Below are 16,722 nucleotides of genomic sequence, written 5' to 3'. Positions count from 1 at the left end.
GATGGTGGAGTTTTTCTTGTTATTTTCTCAAGTTCAGAATCTTGTCAGCCCTAGGTGCCCGAAGCATGGAAGCAGAAGGCATGTTGGAGCCAAGAAGCGGTGTCAGATAGTATTTGAAGGCATCGGTGACATTGTTGCCTTCCTTGTTCAGGAACTCTTCTGGCATCAGTTTTGTTTTTGCGGCCACTTCTTTCAGGCTGCTGAGCTTGTAGTCTACGGAGTAGTATCCGGTTCTATGGATGGTGATGGACCCGTCCACATTCTGCCAAATGGCAAACTGGGCTGCTTTTTCCCCTACTTCTCTGGCTTCACGCTGATCCACATCCGAGACACAACCCATAAAGGAGCGCTGGAGATAACCAAAGGTATCAGAACGGACTCTTCCGATGCTGAGCTTCTCCTTCACTTCTTTTACGAGCAGGTCACCCAAAGCACCGGTGCCCGAAAGGGAAACATTGCCATGGGAGTCTTTCTCGCGGCTGCCTAGTTTTTCCAGCACCGGGACGCCGTTTTCATCTGCAACACCTTCAGAAACGGCTACAATGCATCTGCCATGCCGGTCGTAGATCTTTTTCACATCCGTGAGAAAATGATCCATTCGGAAGGCTTTTTCCGGCACATAAATGAGGTGTGGCCCATCGTCCGGATACTTTTGGGCGATGGAGGAAGCGGCGGTGAGAAAGCCTGAGTGTCTGCCCATGACTACTCCGATGTGGACTCCAGGAAGAGCCCGGTTGTCGAGATTCAGTCCAATGAAGCTTTGGGCAACAAATTTTGCTGCAGAACCATAGCCTGGTGTATGATCGTTGACCATGAGATCGTTGTCGATGGTCTTTGGGATATGGATGGCTCTGAACTCGTAATTGGAGCGCTCTGCTTCTTCATTTACAATGCGGACGGTATCTGCTGAATCATTGCCTCCGATGTAGAAAAAATACCGCACATCATGGGCTTTGAATACTTTAAAAATCTCCTGACAGTAAGCTTTGTCCGGCTTGTCTCTTGTGGAGAAAAGGGCGGAGGAGGGAGTCACGGCCACCCGTTCCAGATTGTTCGTGGTTTCCTGGGTAAGATCAAGAAAATCCTCGTTGATGATTCCTCGAACACCATTGACCGCGCCATAGACTTTTGTGATCTGTGGAAATTTTCTGGATTCCAGAACAACTCCCACGAGGGATTCGTTGATGACTGCGGTAGGTCCGCCTCCTTGAGCGACCACCACTTTACCTTCCAGTTTCATTCATTGCACCTGCCTTTTGCTGAAATGTGAGAATTTTCTTTTATTTTATCATAAATGGATGCTTTTCCCCAGTAAATTGGAATTTTTAATGCGGATTCTGGTGCTGTTTATCCCAATGCCATCCTTGAAAGTTAAATCCACGTTAAGAGATCGATTTAAGAATAATCGTCTCTTGTGAAAGGAAAGAAATTCCAGTAGACTGAATGAGTATTAGGGAGTAGCTTCTTTCTGTCTGACTTGAGACTGAAAGTGTGGACGGTCGTCATGACGAGTAAAATCCGGTTGTCCAATCAGGTTTATGAAAGCGAGACTTTTACCAGTGGATTGCATTGGAAAGGTCTTTTTTATTTTGTGCTTTTCAGGCAGATTCCGAAAAATATTGAGGAGAGAAAAAATGAAAACTACCGCTATCGTTCTTTTTATTCTGACCTATGTGCTGCTTCTGTCTTTGCCAAAACACAGAGCAAAGATCGCCATGGCTACAGCCACTATTTTTGTGGTTCTTGGTATCCTTCCTTTCTCAAAAGTGTTCACCACCGTGGACTGGAATGTGATTCTAATGATTGCCGGAACCATGGGACTGGTGTCACTTTTTATTGACTCTAAGATGCCATCGCTCTTGGCAGACTTTATCATTGCAAAGACACCGAATATGAAATGGGCCATTGTGTCACTTTCTCTATTTGCAGGAATCATTTCTGCTTTTGTGGATAATGTGGCCACGGTGCTCATGGTGGCTCCGGTAGCGCTGACCATCTGTAAAAAGCTCAAAATATCCCCGGTGCCAAGTATCATTTCCATTGCAGTGGCATCCAACCTGCAAGGTGCAGCAACACTTGTAGGGGATACAACCTCCATCCTTCTTGGAGGTCACTTGGATATGAACTTCTTTGACTTCTTTGTTTATCATGGGAAGCCCAGTCTGTTCTTTATTGTGCAGATTGGAGCCATTGCATCAACCATGATGCTCTTATGGCTGTTCAGAAAAGAGAAACAGCCAGTAACGTCCATAGAAAGAACTGTTGTATCAGATTTTTTTCCAACAGTACTGCTGATTTTGATGATCATTCTTCTCATTACAGCCTCTTTCATTCCTAACACACCTAAGACAATCAACGGAATCATTTGTGTTGTTTTATTTGTTATTGGAATCGTGAGAGCCCTTCTTGTTAAGAAAGACAATCAGACGGTCGTCAATGCAATCAAAGAAATTGACTATGTTACACTGCTTCTGCTCTCCGGCCTTTTTATTGTGGTTGGAGGAATCACTGAAGTTGGGGTTATCGAGGACATTGCGGCACTATTTGTAAAGATTGCTGGGGATAACTTATTTGTGGTTTATACACTCATAGTATGGTTCTCGGTGCTGGTATCCGCATTTATAGACAATATCATTTACACAGCAACGATGCTGCCAGTAATTGGAGGTATAGGTGCTCTCATTGGGGGAGACCCAACAGTTCTCTACTTTGGTCTCATCATCGGAGCAACCTTAGGTGGAAACCTTACCCCAATAGGCGCATCTGCAAATATTGCAGGGATTGGTATTCTTACAAAGCAAGGCTACGAAGTAAAGACTAAAGACTTCACGTCCATTGGTGTGCCATTTACACTGATTGCTGTAACGACAGGATATATTCTGACGTGGTTTATATTCGCATAATGATTTGCTTTCCAAAGACCCTTCGGGGTCTTTTCCATTGCACCTATCACTATTTCTATTTCTAGAGATTGACAAAAAATTATCTCACCTTGTGAAACGAAAGAAATTCCAGTAGAATAAATGAGTATTAGGGAGTAGCTTCTTTCTGTCTGAAGTAGACTGAAAGTGTGGACAGTCGTCATGACGAGTAAAATCCGGTTGTCCAATCAGTTTTTGAAAGCGAGACTTTTACCAGTGGATTGCATTGGAAAAGTCTTTTTATTTTGCACTTTTCAGACAGAATCCAAATAAACATCAAGGAGAGAAAAAATGAAAACTACCGCTATTGTTCTTTTTATTCTGACCTATGTGCTGCTTCTGTCTTTACCCAAGCACAGAGCGAAAATCGCCATGGCTACTGCGACCATCTTCGTAGCTCTTGGTATCCTGCCATTCTCAAAAGTATTTACCACCGTGGACTGGAATGTTATTTTGATGATTGCTGGAACCATGGGACTGGTATCACTATTTATTGATTCCAAGATGCCTTCTCTTTTGGCAGACTTCATCATTGCCAAGACACCGAATGTGAAGTGGGCCATTGTGTCACTATCTCTATTTGCAGGAATCATTTCTGCTTTTGTGGACAATGTGGCCACGGTGCTCATGGTAGCTCCGGTAGCCCTGACCATCTGCAAGAAGCTGAATGTATCTCCTGTGTCCAGTATCATTGCCATCTCGGTAGCTTCCAATCTTCAAGGTGCTGCAACGCTTGTGGGAGACACCACATCGATCCTTCTGGCGGGTCATCTGGATATGAACTTCTTTGACTTTTTCTTCTATCAAGGAAAAATGGGATTGTTCTTTATCGTGCAGATAGGTGCCATTGCGTCAACGCTGATGCTCCTATGGATCTTCCGTAAAGAAAAGCAGCCGGTGACCGCATTGGAGAAAACTGTCGTGACAGACTATTTTCCCTCTGTGCTGCTCATTCTCATGGTCCTTCTGCTCATTGTAGCGTCTTTCATCCCCAATACTCCGCGTACCATCAACGGTATCATCTGTATGACGCTCTTTGTGGTGGGGATGATCCGTGCGCTGGTTGTAAAGCATGATGAGAAGACCGTAGCCAATGCAGTCAGGGAGATTGACTATGTAACGCTTCTTCTACTTTCAGGACTTTTCATCGTGGTCGGTGGTATCACAGAAGTGGGTGTTATTGACGACATTGCTGCCATCTTTATTAAGATTGCCGGAGACAATTTGTTTATTGTATATACACTGATTGTCTGGTTCTCTGTCCTGGTATCTGCTTTCATTGATAATATCATCTATACTGCTACCATGCTTCCTGTCATAGGCGGTATTGGAGCACTCATCGGAGGAGACATCACAGTGCTCTACTTTGGCCTCATCATCGGCGCTACCTTAGGCGGAAACCTTACTCCCATCGGTGCTTCTGCTAACATTGCGGGAATTGGTATTCTCACGAAGCAGGGGTATGAAGTGAAAACCAAGGATTTCACCTCCATTGGCGTGCCTTTTACCCTCATTGCTGTTATTACAGGATATATTCTGACATGGTTCCTGTTTGCATAAGTATTCATTTTTTAAAGATCCTTCGGGGTCTTTTTCTTTGCGATTATTTTGGCAGGACGCTTTGTTGAAGTGAAATAATCGGGGTTTTTGTGATAAAATTTTACTAAGATCATATGTAGAAAGAGGTGGAATTTATGCAGCAAAGACGAGGTGTAGCCCTTTCCAAGAAATCATTCTTTTCTTCCGTCACCATTTTAGGGATCCTCATGTTTCTTTCAGGAGTCCTCACGAGAGTGCTTCCTTCAGGGTCCTACGAGAGGATTCTGAAAGATGGCCGTGAAAAAATAGTGCCAGGATCCTTTTCGGTATTGGAACGTCCGGAGTACCCTTTATACAGATGGATTACGGCGCCTTTGGAGGTCCTTTTTGGTGAAGACCAGGTGACAATCATTGTCATCATCTTGTTTTTGTTATTGATTGGAGCATCTTTCCGAGTTCTTGACGAGAGCGGACTTCTGCGCTACATCATGGAGACCCTGGTGGCGAAATATGAGAAGCGGAAGTATGTGCTCATGGGACTTCTCATTCTTTTCTTCATGTCCTTTGGCTCCTTTTTCGGGATTTTTGAGGAGCTCATCGTTCTGGTGCCCATGGCTGTGACGCTATCCTACTCCTTTGGATGGGATTCACTTGTAGGTCTTGGCATCAGCGCCATGGCGTCGGGATTCGGATTTGCGGCAGCCATCCTCAATCCCTTTACCCTGGGGGTATCTCAAAAGATTGCAGGACTCCCGGCATTTTCAGGAAGCCTCTACAGACTGCTCATCTTCTCTGTCATCTACTGCATTTTGTATGGGTATCTTTATCTCTATGCGAAACGCATTGAGAAAAATCCATCCTTTTCTATGGTGTATGAAGAAGACCGGGCGCTGAAAGATAGATTTACCCATTTTGAAGAGCCCATATCCACCAAAAAAGAGAATCTTGGAAAAGTCGTGAAGATTTACGGCTATTTCATTCTTTCCATGGTGATGGTCATTGCTTTGGGATTCTTTATCCCAGTTTTATCGGCAGCGGCGCTGCCTCTGGTGGCTGTGATTTTTCTGGTGGCTTCTGTAACCGCTGGAATTCTAAGTGAGTACAAGCCTTTTCAGGGGCTTTTGAAAGACCTTGGAAAAGGCTTCATGGCCATGCTTCCAGCAGTGCTCCTGATCCTCATGGCCATGTCCATCAAGCATATCATGACAGAGGGGATGGTGATGGATTCGGTGCTCTACTATGCTTCAGAGAGGATGTCTGGCCTTAGCCCCAATATGGCTGTGCTGGGTCTTTACCTTCTCATACTGATGCTGGATTTCTTCATTGGGTCCGGATCAGCAAAGGCATTTCTTGTGATGCCGATTCTTTTGCCGCTGACAGATCTTCTTCAGGTCACAAGGCAAACGGCAGTTCAGGCGTTCTTGTTTGGAGATGGGTTTTCAAACCTTCTTTTTCCCACCAATCCAACCCTCATGATCGCACTGGGACTTACGGTGGTCAGTTACCCCAAATGGATCCGATGGTCCATTAAGATTCAAGGCATTGTTTTTATTGTGACGCTGATGTTTTTGTTCTTGGCCAATTCCTTTCAGTATGGCCCATTTTAGGAGAGTAGTATGAGAAACATAGATGATGCGGTGAAAAGTCTTCAGAAAGCGGTCCAGTTCAGGACCATTTCTGACACGGATATGGAGCAGGTGAACTTTAAGCCTTATGAGGAGTTCCTTTCACATCTCAAGGAAACGTATAAAGAAGTGTACAGGAGAGCAGAAGTGACATGGATCAATAAATACAGTCCTGTTTTTCATCTTCAAGGCAATAAAGAAGATGAACCGGTTCTTCTTCTTGGCCATTATGATGTGGTGCCTGTGGCAGAAGGAACGAAAGAGGACTGGCTGAGTGATCCATTTGGAGGGGAAATCCGGGATGGATACCTATACGGACGAGGCACTTTAGATGATAAAAATCAGGTGGTTTCTATCCTGGAAGCTTTAGAGAATCTTCTTCAGGAAGGATATATGCCCTCCAGGGATTTTTACCTTGCCTTCGGATTTGATGAAGAGGTGGGGGGCAGCCTTGGAGCGAAAGAGATTGCCGCCTATTTTAGAGAGAAAGATTTGAGATTCTTTATGGTGCTGGATGAAGGTGGTGCAGTCATGGAGGATGTCCTGGAAGGGGTTACTGTGCCATTGGCCCTGGTGGGGGTTGCAGAAAAAGGGTCTTCCATGATCAAAGTGACAGCAAAGGGAGAAGGGGGACACTCTTCCATGCCACCGGAGTATCTGGTGACGGAAGTTCTTGGAAAAGCCCTCCTTGCCATTGCCAGCCAGCCCATGGAAGCAAGACTGACAGGAGCTGTGGAGGCGATGTTTCAAGGGATGGGTCCACACATGGGGTGGAAAGGGAAACTGATCGGGAACATTAGAACGAGCTTTCCTTTGGTGCGGAAGACCTTGGAAAAAACACCTGCTCTTCATGCGCTCATAAGGACAACCATTACGCCAACGGTGGTCCGGGCTGGAAATGCATATAACGTCATTCCCCAGGAAGCTTCTATGATCCTTAATGCAAGAATCTTACCAGGAGACACCACAGAGGATGTTCTTCGCCATCTGAAGAAGATCCATGAAGGGCTTCCGGTTCAGTACCAGTATCTTGTGAAAGAAGAGGCTTCCAAAGTCACGGACCATGAAGGAGAGGCTTTTTCTTTACTGAAAGATCTCATTCACTCCGTTTATGGGGATGCGGTGATTCTGCCTTATCTCATGGCTGGTGGAACCGACAGCAGAAAATATGAGGAGCTTTCAGATAACATTTTGAGATTCAGTGCAGTGAGGATGAAGAATGAGGATCTCAAGAGAGTTCATGGAACCGATGAACGGATTTCCATAGAGAATCTGGAAAGAATGATTACCTTTTATAGAAATCTTTTCTTACATTTTTCCTAGGTTTGTATTTTGAATAGATAAAAAGAGCGGAATCTCTAGATGGACTCCGCTCTTTTCCATGTGCAATTATTACTTTTTCAGACCGAACTTTTCGAGGAAGGCATCTTTCTTTGCTACGAGAGCTTCCCATTCATTAAGCAGCAGATTATCTTTTCTGTCTCCAGTTTCCATAAAGAACATGGAGAGGCCACCAGGACCTACATGGGTTCCGACAGCAACACCCATCTGCATGATATAAATATCTCCAGCAAAACCTGTTTCCTGAAGGAATTTGGTTTTGAGATTCTCTGCATAACTTTTATCAGTGGTGTAGCCTATGATCACAAAGTTTGTAAGATTCTCATCGTTTCTCTTCTTGAACTCTTCCACATAATGGGTGAGGACTTTCTTTCTTCCACGTTCCTTGGCGACAATAGCGCCTTTTGTGTCTTTCATAGACATAATGGGTTTCAGCTTCAGCATTTTGCCGATGAGGGCACTGGTGCTGGAAAGACGGCCGCTTCGAAGAAGATGGTTGAGATCATCCACGGTGAGGAAGTGCTTCACGTTTCTTTTGTAGGCTTCATTGAAGTCGATGAGTTCCTGGAAACTTGCTCCCTTTTCTCTCAGCATGGCGCTCTTCATTAAAAGCCAGCCACTGCCGTGGCTCATGCAGGTGGAGTCCACCACGTGGATCTTCACGGTTGATCCTGGGAACTCTTCATAAAAGTAGTCTTTGGCAAGGACTGCAGACTGGTAAGCACCGCTGGTACCGCTGCTCATACAGATGCAGAGTATTTCTTCGATACCTTGGTCTTTTGCGTCTTTCATGATGTCCAGGTATGATGAAGGGCTGGGCATACCAGTAGTGGGTGGTGTTTCCAGGTTTTCCATCATACTGTAGAACTCATCCGCCGTAATGTCTACCCGGTCTCTATAGGTCTTTCCTTCCATAGTTACAGTTAAAGGGGCAATGCTGATGTCATACTTGTCCAGAATTTCCTGGGATAAATCACAAGTTGAATCTGCCATGATTTTGATCATTTAAATTCCTCCAGTTCAGAATGAGTTTCAGTTACAGTTCATTCTGTAAATCCATTCTATTATAAAATAGTTTGACAGATTTTGATACTCTTATTTGCTTATAATTCTTGTATGGAGTCTGAAGGTTTTGTATCTTTTTAGCAGACACGACAAGAAAATCCTCTGATATAATGAGTGTAGGTTTTGATTGATATCAGATGGGAGATAAACATGAACATATACAAAAGGTATTTTCGTAAATATCGGGTGCTTTTTTTCACAGCCACCACCTTTGTTTTTTTGGAGTCCATGGCTGATCTTCTGCAGCCCACCATCATGGCCAGGATCATAGATGAGGGCGTCCGGGAGAAAAGCGTGGAGACGGTGATCGGATATGGTCTTCTCATGCTTTTCATCACGTTTTTGGGAGCGGTCTTTGCCACAGTCCGGAACATTCTGGCTTCCAAAGTTTCTCAGGGGTTCGGAAAAGACTTGAGGGCAGATCTTTTTGAGAAAATCATGAATTTTTCAGAGAGCAGTGCAGACCGGATGGAGAGTGGATCACTCATCACCAGAATGACCAATGATACCGCTCAGGCGGTGCAGTTTGTCAATGGCATGATGCGTATTTTCTTTAAGGCGCCGGTGACGGGGATTGGAAGTATGATTCTTGCCGCAGCTCTCAGCCCGAAACTTTCCATCATTCTCTTTTTCGTTGTAAGCCTTGTGGCGGTTCTTATTTATATCAGTATGAAGATGAGTTATGAGCGCTTTGCGAAGGTGCAGTATGCCATAGATAAGCTGAATCTTGTGATTCAGGAGTACCTTCTTGGGATCCGTCTGGTGAAAGCCTTTGGAAGACAGAACTTCGAGGAAGAGAAGTTTGCAAAGTCCAATGAGGATCTGGAGAAAAAAGGCATCCGCTCTCAGCTGGTCATTGCCTACTTTGCTCCGGTGCTCAGCCTGGTGGTGAGTCTTGGCATTGCCCTGGTTCTTTATGCTGGAAGCATTCTTTTCGTCAGGCAGGAGATTGAAGTGGGGAAAGTTGCTGCGTTTATCAGTTATATGACGCAGATCCTCACCTCCATCATCATGATTACCAATATTTTCACTACCTTTGTCCGAACAAAGGCTTCCACAGAGAGAATCCATGAGATTTTTGTGGCAGAGGAAGATGCGGAAGGTGGCACTAAAGAGTTTTCTTCCGAAGCTATGTCTGTGGTGTTTGAGAATCTGTCCTTCTCCTATCCATCCGGGAGCGGACTCTACGCACTGGAGAATCTCAGTTTTTGTCTGAATGCGGGAGAGACCCTGGCGGTCATCGGCCCCACTGGATCGGGGAAATCCACGCTGGTTTGGCTGCTCCTTCGGTTTTATGAAGGGAAGGAGGGCAGGATTCTTCTTGATGGCATAGACATCAGGGACTACACAGTGGAACAGGTTCGAAATGCAGTATCTGTTTCTTCCCAGAAGACCATGCTGTTTTCAGGTTCTATTCATGAGAATATCGCTTGGAGCACTCCGGAAATGAGTCCTGATAGAGTGGAGCGTGCTGCACGAGCCGCCCAAGCAGAGGACTTTATCCTTTCTATGAAAGAAGGATATGAGAGCAGTATTTATCAGGGGGCGGTGAATCTGTCGGGGGGCCAGAAGCAAAGAGTATCCATTGCCAGGGCACTGGCTAAAGAGTCGAAGCTCCTCATTCTGGATGATTCCACGTCAGCACTGGACGCTGTCACAGACAGAAAAGTCCGGGAAGCCATAAAAGAGTTTAAACCCAGAAGAACGACCATACTCATCACCCAGAGGATCGGCACAGCCATGGGGGCGGATAAGATTCTTGTTCTTTCTCAAGGGAAAATGGAGGGCTTCGGCACCCACGGGGATCTGATGAAGAATTCTTCCACGTATAGAGATCTGTATGTGTCTCAAATTGGAGAACTGGATAAGGTGGTGATTTAGATGGAAAAGAATGGAAAAGGACCACAGAATCTTGATCAGATGCCAAAGTTCGGACGCTTTGGCGGCGGCGCAAACCGTTTTGTTCCATCTGAAAAACCAAGAGAATACAAGAAAACCCTTCAGCGGCTTCTGGCGCTTTTCAGAAGATACAGAAAGGCCCTCCTGGGCGCAACGGTCCTAACTCTTCTGGCGTCGTCTTTCTCTTTGGTGGTTCCCCTTTATATCGGAAGAGCCATCAATGCTTACGATCTGGAAAAAAACCTCGTGGACACATCTCTTCTCCAGAGAATGATTCTATATCTTCTGCTCTGTTATGTCATGGTCTGGCTGCTTCAGACCGTGAATGGTGTGCTCATGGCGAAGGTGACCCAGCGCTTGGTAAAGGATCTGAGGGAGAGTTTTTTCAGCAAGCTGCAGAGAATTCCACTGATCTTCTATGACAGAAGACCCCATGGAGATACCATGAGCCGCATGACCAATGATGTGGATAACATCAGCGGATCCATTGCGCAGACCACCACAGAGCTCATCGCATCCCTCTTCACCTTGGTGGGCTCCCTCATCATGATGCTTTCATTAGATTTTTTTCTGACCCTTCTTGCCCTCATCGCAGTTCCACTGTTTATGATCCTGACAAAAATCATTGCAAAGAGAAGCAGAATTTATTTCATGCAGAGGCAAAAAGCACTGGGAAATCTCAGCGGGATTATTGAAGAGAGCATTATGGGCATGAAAATGGTGAAGGCGTTCAACAGGAAAGAAGAAACATTGAAAGAGTTCAGAAAGGTAAATGAAGAGCTGGAGAAAGCTGCGACTAAAGCGCTGATCTGGGCAGGGTTTCTCATGCCTTTTATGGGTGTGATCAGTAATCTTTCTTTTGCGCTCATTGCTTTTGCTGGTGGTCTCATGAGCGTGAATGGTACCATCAGTGTCGGGATTGTTGTGAGTTTTCTTACGTATTCCAAACAGTTCGGCAGACCGCTCAACAACATCGCCGGTATGTTCACAAACATTCAGCAGGCGCTGGTGGGAGCGGAGAGAGTCTTTGAGATTCTGGATGAACAGGAAGAAGAGAAAGATGTTAAGGATGCAGTGACTCTCATGAATCCTAGAGGGGAAATCTCTTTTCAGGATGTTTATTTTTCTTATGCCAAGGGTAAACCGGTGCTTCAAGGGGTAAGCTTTAAGGTGCATCCAGGAGAAACCATTGCCTTGGTGGGAGAAACAGGTGCAGGAAAAACAACCATCGTGAACCTTATGACCAGGTTTTATGATCTGGAAAAAGGAACCATCACCTTTGATGGAATGGACCTGAGGACGATTGAGAGAAGAAGTCTCATGGAGAATTTCTCAGTGGTGCTGCAGGATACCTTCCTGTTTACCGGTACCATCCGCGAAAACATCAGATATGCAAGACCTGAGGCCACAGATGAGGAAATTTACCATGCAGCCAGAGTCGCTCATGCGGAGGATTTTATCCTGAAGCTTCCTCAAGGTTATGATACAGAAGTTTCTGGCAGTACGGATACACTTTCCCAAGGACAGAGGCAGCTATTGGCCATTTCAAGAGCGGTGCTTTCTGATGCACCCGTACTGATTCTCGATGAAGCCACCAGTTCTGTGGATACCAAAACCGAAAAAGAGATTCAGAAAGCCATGGTGAAGCTTCTGAAAAACAGGACTAGTGTCATCATTGCTCATAGGCTTTCAACCATTAAAAGTGCCGATAGAATCTATGTCATCGGAGAAGGAAAGATTCTTGAGGAAGGACCTCATGAGGAGCTGATGAGGCTGAAGGGCCGATATTATGAGATGGTTGTGAGTCAGGTGGGAAATGGTGCAGTATCGGAAGGGTAGAACTTAAATGACAAGAAAGGATCTCTCCACGTTTAAGTACAAAGGGGGATCTTTTTCTTTTGATTTCAGTATCTAAGGCGACAAAAAAAGCAGCTGCTTACGCAACTGCTTCATTTATTAGACTATCTTCTGTTGAACTTTTCGTTCTTTCTTGCTCTTCTGCAATCAGGACATCTAACTGGTTCGTTTTCGAATCCCTTTTCCTTGTAGAATTCCTGCTCACCTACGGTGAATACGAATTCGTTGTTGCAGTCTCTGCAAATGATCTTCTTGTCTTCCATGTGTTTTTCCTCCTTAGAACAGTTATACCTAAAATTCTCTGTCGCTAAGGCGAAATTGAAATCTGTGTAATTAACTGTAAATTTGTTTTGCCGTTTCCGACTTGTTTAGTATAGCACACCTTTAAATAAATAGATACCTTTTTCGAAAAATAGTTTTTACCAATTGTTTTCTCTTAATTTAAAGACGAACTTCCGGTTGGAAGAAAGAAAATGCTTTATAAAGGGGAGAAGTATAGAGCCACAAGAGGAAAACTGCATAGGATCAGACAAAGTGCTTTATTTTTTCATTGGATTGGTTTATGATAATTTTGAATGCGGAACGTGCTATAGACCGCATCGTATCTTATTTTGGCAAAGGAGGCGTTTTAAGATGATTGTAAGAAGAATGATTGCAAAGAACAGAACTGCTGGAGGATTTGCCGGATAAGAAGCAAAATTCCTCCAAAACCGAATTTGGAGGGTAAATTATTGAATCAAAGAAATGAAAGTTTAGGGTTTACAGAGAAAGTCCTGGCAGAAGCCAGTCTGTTTGAATCCTATTATGTTGGAAGAATCATCAGCCAGAAGCAGAAACTCTATGAAATTGCGCTGCTTGAAGGAACCATTCATGGAGAAGTCACAGGAAAAATGCGTTATGAAGCCATGGATCCAGCTGATTTTCCAGTGGTGGGAGATTTTGTCATGGTGGACCGGAAGGATGAAACCCATGGATACGCGGTGATTCATGAGATTCTTACTCGAAAGAGCCTTTTTGTCAGAAAAGTGGCAGGAAAGCGCAGAGATGCCCAGGCGGTGGCAGCCAATGTGGATACAGTGTTTCTCTGCATGGCACTCAATGAGAACTTTAATCTTAGAAGACTAGAGAGGTATTTTGCAGTGGCGCTGGAGAGCGGCGCAGTCCCTGTGATAGTTCTGACCAAAGGAGATTTAGCAGAAAACCTACCCGAGAAATTATGTGAGGTGGAAAGAATCACGCTGGGATATGAGGTCATTGTCACGTCCTCTCTTACAGGAGAAGGGGTGGAGAAGCTTCGTCCCTATGCGGAAAAAGGCAAGACTGTGGCTTTTCTGGGCTCTTCAGGAGTAGGGAAATCCAGTCTCATCAACAGCCTGCTCGGAAGCTCGGTCATGGAGACCAAGGCAACGGGCTATGAAGATAAGGGAAGACATACCACAACGCACCGAGAACTGCTGCTATTAGAAAACGGAGGGGCACTCATCGATACCCCTGGTATGCGTGAACTTGGCATACTGGAAGCAGACTTTTCAAAATCCTTTGAAGACATCTATACCTTGGCAGAGTCCTGCAGATTCAGAGACTGCTCCCATGTGAGCGAGCCTCATTGTGCTGTGAAAAAGGCTGTGGAGGAAGGAGCTCTTCCTGTGGAAAGATATGAGAATTTCCTGAAACTCAGGGAAGAGGTCCCAAGTTATGAAGGGCTGAACTCCAGAGAGATCGAAAAGAAAAAACTGGACCGCATGTTTGGCGGCAAGAAAGAGATGAAGAAAACAAAGGACCAGGTGAAAAAGAAAAGTAAATATGAGTTCCGTGACTGATCATGGGACGGAAGTGAGGAGCCTTTCTTTCGAGGGGCTCTTTCTTATACTACGGAAGATAACTTGCGTGTTCTGAGTTATCTTGCATTGATTCCTGCAAAAAAAGGAAATATTTTCTGTGTAAAGGTTTATAAGTCCTTGTGCTTTTTCTTGTCCTTTGTTATTATTAGTTTTAATCAAAAAATTGAATCCCCTGTATAATCTTGGAGATATGGTCCATAAGTTTCTACCAGACCACCGTAAACGGTCTGACTACGGGAGTGCATGCTGATTCTTCTATGGAGAATGGACATAGTTCTGTCCATTCTTTCCTGTAAAATCAGGATGTATTCTAGCCGTGGTGAAACCACGGCTTTTTTAGTTTAGGGAAGCTGATCCTGATCTGCAGCGGGCATGAAAAGAGGAGCATCATCATGGAAGCATTGAAAGAAAAAATAAGGCAGGAAGGAAGAGTTCTGGGAGGATCTGTTTTGAAGGTGGACAGTTTTCTCAATCACCAGCTGGATCCAGAATTCTTAAATGAGATCGGAAAAGCCTTCAAAGAGATGTTTAAAGAGCTGAAGGTGACGAAAATACTGACAGCAGAAGTTTCTGGCATTGCCATTGCGGTGATGGCGGGACTGCATTTTCAGGTGCCTGTGGTTTTTGCCAAGAAAACCCAGTCTCTCAATCTGGATCCTGAGACCTATGAAGGCGAAGTCTATTCTTACACAAAACAGCAGCACTATAAAATCCGAGTTTCTAAAAGGTATCTCAGCAATGAGGATCAGGTGCTGATTCTGGATGATTTTTTGGCCAATGGGGAAGCGCTCAAGGGGCTCTATCAGATTGTGGAAGCATCAGGAGCCAATCTTGTAGGTACGGGCGTCGTCATTGAAAAGGGATTCCAGGAAGGGGGCAAAAAGCTCCGGGCCGAAGGAAGAGAGATCAAAGCCCTTGCCACCATTTTATCCATGGATCATGGAGACATCACTTTTTTATAGAAAAACCGTTGCCCGTCCCTTTGCTGCACTCATAAAGGAGAGATTTATTTTTGGAAAAGAACTTTTATCCGTGGTTCAAACGTGAAGACATCGATGGTTTCTTTGCCCTGTTTCAGAATAACCTGGCAAACTTTGTTCTCATAGCTGTTTCTATGAGCGCCATGGGGTTTCCAGCCAGCATCGTCTATGGGAAGGTCATTCCTGGCGTAGCCATGTCGGTGCTTTTTGGTAATCTTTATTATGCGAAGCTTGCAGAAAAGCTGGCTTTGAAAGAAAAAAGAAAAGACGTGACTGCACTTGCCTATGGGGTATCCACTCCAGTGATGTTCATCTATCTTTTTGGGGTGCTTCGTCCTGCCTTAGAGCTTACAGGGGACCCAGAACTTGCCTGGAAGATTGGGCTGGGTGCCTGCTTCATCGGTGGTGTCATAGAAGTTCTAGGAAGCTTCATCGGAAAGTTCGTTCATAAGCACCTGCCTAGAGCAGCCATGCTGGGAGCCCTCGCTGGCGTGGCTTTCGCCTTCATTGGTGGAGAGATGTTCTTCATGACTTATGAGCTGCCCATCGCTGGGATGGTGGTTCTGGTCATTATGCTCATAGGATTTATTGCGAAGAAGCCTCTTCCCTTTAAGATTCCTGCGGCACTCTTTGCCATCGTCATCGGGACTTTCCTGGCCTATACTGTGGGTGGACAGGACATGAGTCAAGTACGGGAAGGTCTAGGAAGCTTCGGTTTCTATCTGCCCATGCCAACCCTAGGACTGTTTGAGGGCCTTATGTTCATGGCTAGAGAAATGGCTGGTCTTTTTGCCATACTTCTTCCCATCTCCATCTACAACTTTGTGGAGACCATGAACAATGTGGAAGCCATGGCTTCCGCAGGGGACAGATATGATGTGGCTGAGGCTCAGCTGGCAGATGGACTTGGTACGCTCTTTGGCACTTTCTTTGGCGGCGTCTTCCCCACCACCGTTTATATTGCATCCATCGGTTCCAAATGGATGAATGCAGGAAGAGGATATTCCATCCTCAACGGTTTTGTGTTCTTATTAGCTTCCACCTTTGGTGTAGTGGCTGTGATGGCAAAGATCATTCCCATGGCGGTCATCGCTCCAATCCTTGTATTTGTAGGCATCTCCATGGTAACCCAAGCCTTCGGCACAGTGGACAAAAAACATTTTCCAGCCGTGGTGATTGCCATGTTCCCCTACTTTGCCAATTATCTCATGACCCGGTTTAATGGAGGGGCAGGCGAGGTTGTGGCAAAGCTTTCCAGCGGCATTGTGCCTCTTGGCCAGGGGGCTATGTTTACCGGTATTGTCTGGGGAGCCATCCTGGTATTTCTCATCGATGGGGAATACAGAAAAGCTTCTGTCACCTCCATTTGTGCAGCGCTTCTCACAGCCACCGGATTCATGCATGCACCGAAGCTTGCCTTGTTCTTTGACGCACGCTTTGTCACTGCATATGTGCTGGTAGCGATTATTTTTGAAGGATACAGACGCTATGATGCCATGCTTGCACATCAGAGTGAGCCTATCCGTAAAAAGGCAGATGAGGTCATGCCGGTGGATGGCCTGGCTGCTTCAGAGCAGTAAAAACATAGGAGAATATCAGTATTTTTGAAAGAGCTCTCTTGAAAAAGAGGGCTCTTTCTTCCTATGGTATAATA

12 protein-coding genes and 1 riboswitch are annotated in these 16,722 nt (G+C 45.2%); of the genes, 9 read left to right on the top strand and 3 right to left on the bottom strand.

What is annotated here, in order from left to right; all coding sequences use genetic code 11:
- Positions 1–19 precede the first annotated feature (19 nt).
- A complete protein-coding gene (locus tag BM243_RS09945; RefSeq protein WP_074912220.1) occupies positions 20–1,240 on the bottom strand; it encodes a 6-phosphofructokinase in 1,221 nt (406 codons plus the stop codon).
- A 394-nt stretch (positions 1,241–1,634) separates the two neighbouring features.
- Between BM243_RS09945 and BM243_RS09940 the strand changes: the two genes are divergently transcribed.
- The 4 genes from BM243_RS09940 (at position 1,635) to BM243_RS09925 (ending at position 7,408) form a co-directional block, all read left to right on the top strand.
- On the top strand, positions 1,635–2,903 hold the full coding sequence (locus BM243_RS09940; protein ID WP_074912219.1) for an ArsB/NhaD family transporter: 1,269 nt from the start codon (positions 1,635–1,637) through the stop codon (positions 2,901–2,903).
- 309 nt (positions 2,904–3,212) lie between these two features.
- Entirely contained in the window at positions 3,213–4,481 is a 1,269-nt protein-coding gene (locus BM243_RS09935; RefSeq protein ID WP_074912218.1) for an ArsB/NhaD family transporter, read from the top strand.
- 134 nt (positions 4,482–4,615) lie between these two features.
- Positions 4,616–6,067 carry a YfcC family protein gene (locus tag BM243_RS09930; RefSeq protein ID WP_074912217.1) on the top strand — a complete coding sequence of 484 codons (1,452 nt, stop codon included), beginning with the start codon at positions 4,616–4,618 and terminating at the stop codon, positions 6,065–6,067.
- Between the two features lie 9 nt (positions 6,068–6,076).
- On the top strand, positions 6,077–7,408 hold the full coding sequence (locus tag BM243_RS09925) for a M20/M25/M40 family metallo-hydrolase (protein ID WP_074912216.1): 1,332 nt from the start codon (positions 6,077–6,079) through the stop codon (positions 7,406–7,408).
- A 69-nt stretch (positions 7,409–7,477) separates the two neighbouring features.
- Here the strand turns inward: BM243_RS09925 and BM243_RS09920 are convergent, their stop codons facing one another.
- Positions 7,478–8,431 carry a DegV family protein gene (locus tag BM243_RS09920; RefSeq protein ID WP_074912215.1) on the bottom strand — a complete coding sequence of 318 codons (954 nt, stop codon included), beginning with the start codon at positions 8,429–8,431 and terminating at the stop codon, positions 7,478–7,480.
- A gap of 210 nt (positions 8,432–8,641) precedes the next feature.
- On the opposite strand from BM243_RS09920, the gene BM243_RS09915 reads away from it, so the two are divergent.
- Both BM243_RS09915 and BM243_RS09910 read left to right on the top strand, forming a co-directional pair.
- Positions 8,642–10,372, top strand: a complete 1,731-nt coding sequence (locus tag BM243_RS09915; RefSeq protein ID WP_074912214.1) for an ABC transporter ATP-binding protein — start codon at positions 8,642–8,644, stop codon at positions 10,370–10,372.
- On the top strand, positions 10,373–12,229 hold the full coding sequence (locus BM243_RS09910; RefSeq protein ID WP_074912213.1) for an ABC transporter ATP-binding protein: 1,857 nt from the start codon (positions 10,373–10,375) through the stop codon (positions 12,227–12,229).
- Between the two features lie 122 nt (positions 12,230–12,351).
- On the opposite strand, the gene BM243_RS09905 is transcribed toward BM243_RS09910, so the two are convergent.
- Positions 12,352–12,510 carry a zinc-ribbon domain-containing protein gene (locus BM243_RS09905; RefSeq protein ID WP_074912212.1) on the bottom strand — a complete coding sequence of 53 codons (159 nt, stop codon included), beginning with the start codon at positions 12,508–12,510 and terminating at the stop codon, positions 12,352–12,354.
- 468 nt (positions 12,511–12,978) lie between these two features.
- Between BM243_RS09905 and rsgA the strand changes: the two genes are divergently transcribed.
- The 3 genes from rsgA to BM243_RS09890 all read left to right on the top strand — a co-directional run bounded on the left by rsgA (position 12,979) and on the right by BM243_RS09890 (position 16,648).
- Entirely contained in the window at positions 12,979–14,067 is a 1,089-nt protein-coding gene (rsgA, locus tag BM243_RS09900) for a ribosome small subunit-dependent GTPase A (protein ID WP_074912211.1), read from the top strand.
- A gap of 173 nt (positions 14,068–14,240) precedes the next feature.
- Positions 14,241–14,342: riboswitch (purine riboswitch) on the top strand.
- 138 nt (positions 14,343–14,480) lie between these two features.
- The gene (locus tag BM243_RS09895; RefSeq protein ID WP_074912210.1) at positions 14,481–15,050 is read left to right on the top strand and encodes a xanthine phosphoribosyltransferase; all 570 of its coding nucleotides are present in this window, start codon (positions 14,481–14,483) and stop codon (positions 15,048–15,050) included.
- A gap of 50 nt (positions 15,051–15,100) precedes the next feature.
- Positions 15,101–16,648: a uracil permease gene (locus tag BM243_RS09890; RefSeq protein WP_074912209.1), complete on the top strand. Its 1,548-nt coding sequence runs from the start codon at positions 15,101–15,103 to the stop codon at positions 16,646–16,648.
- Positions 16,649–16,722: the final 74 nt, after the last annotated feature.

Source organism: Proteiniclasticum ruminis (assembly GCF_900115135.1).
Taxonomy (GTDB): Bacteria; Bacillota; Clostridia; order Clostridiales; family Clostridiaceae; genus Proteiniclasticum; species Proteiniclasticum ruminis_A.
Note: the sequence above shows the minus strand (reverse complement) of the source record. Positions and strands in the feature narration are given on the sequence as shown.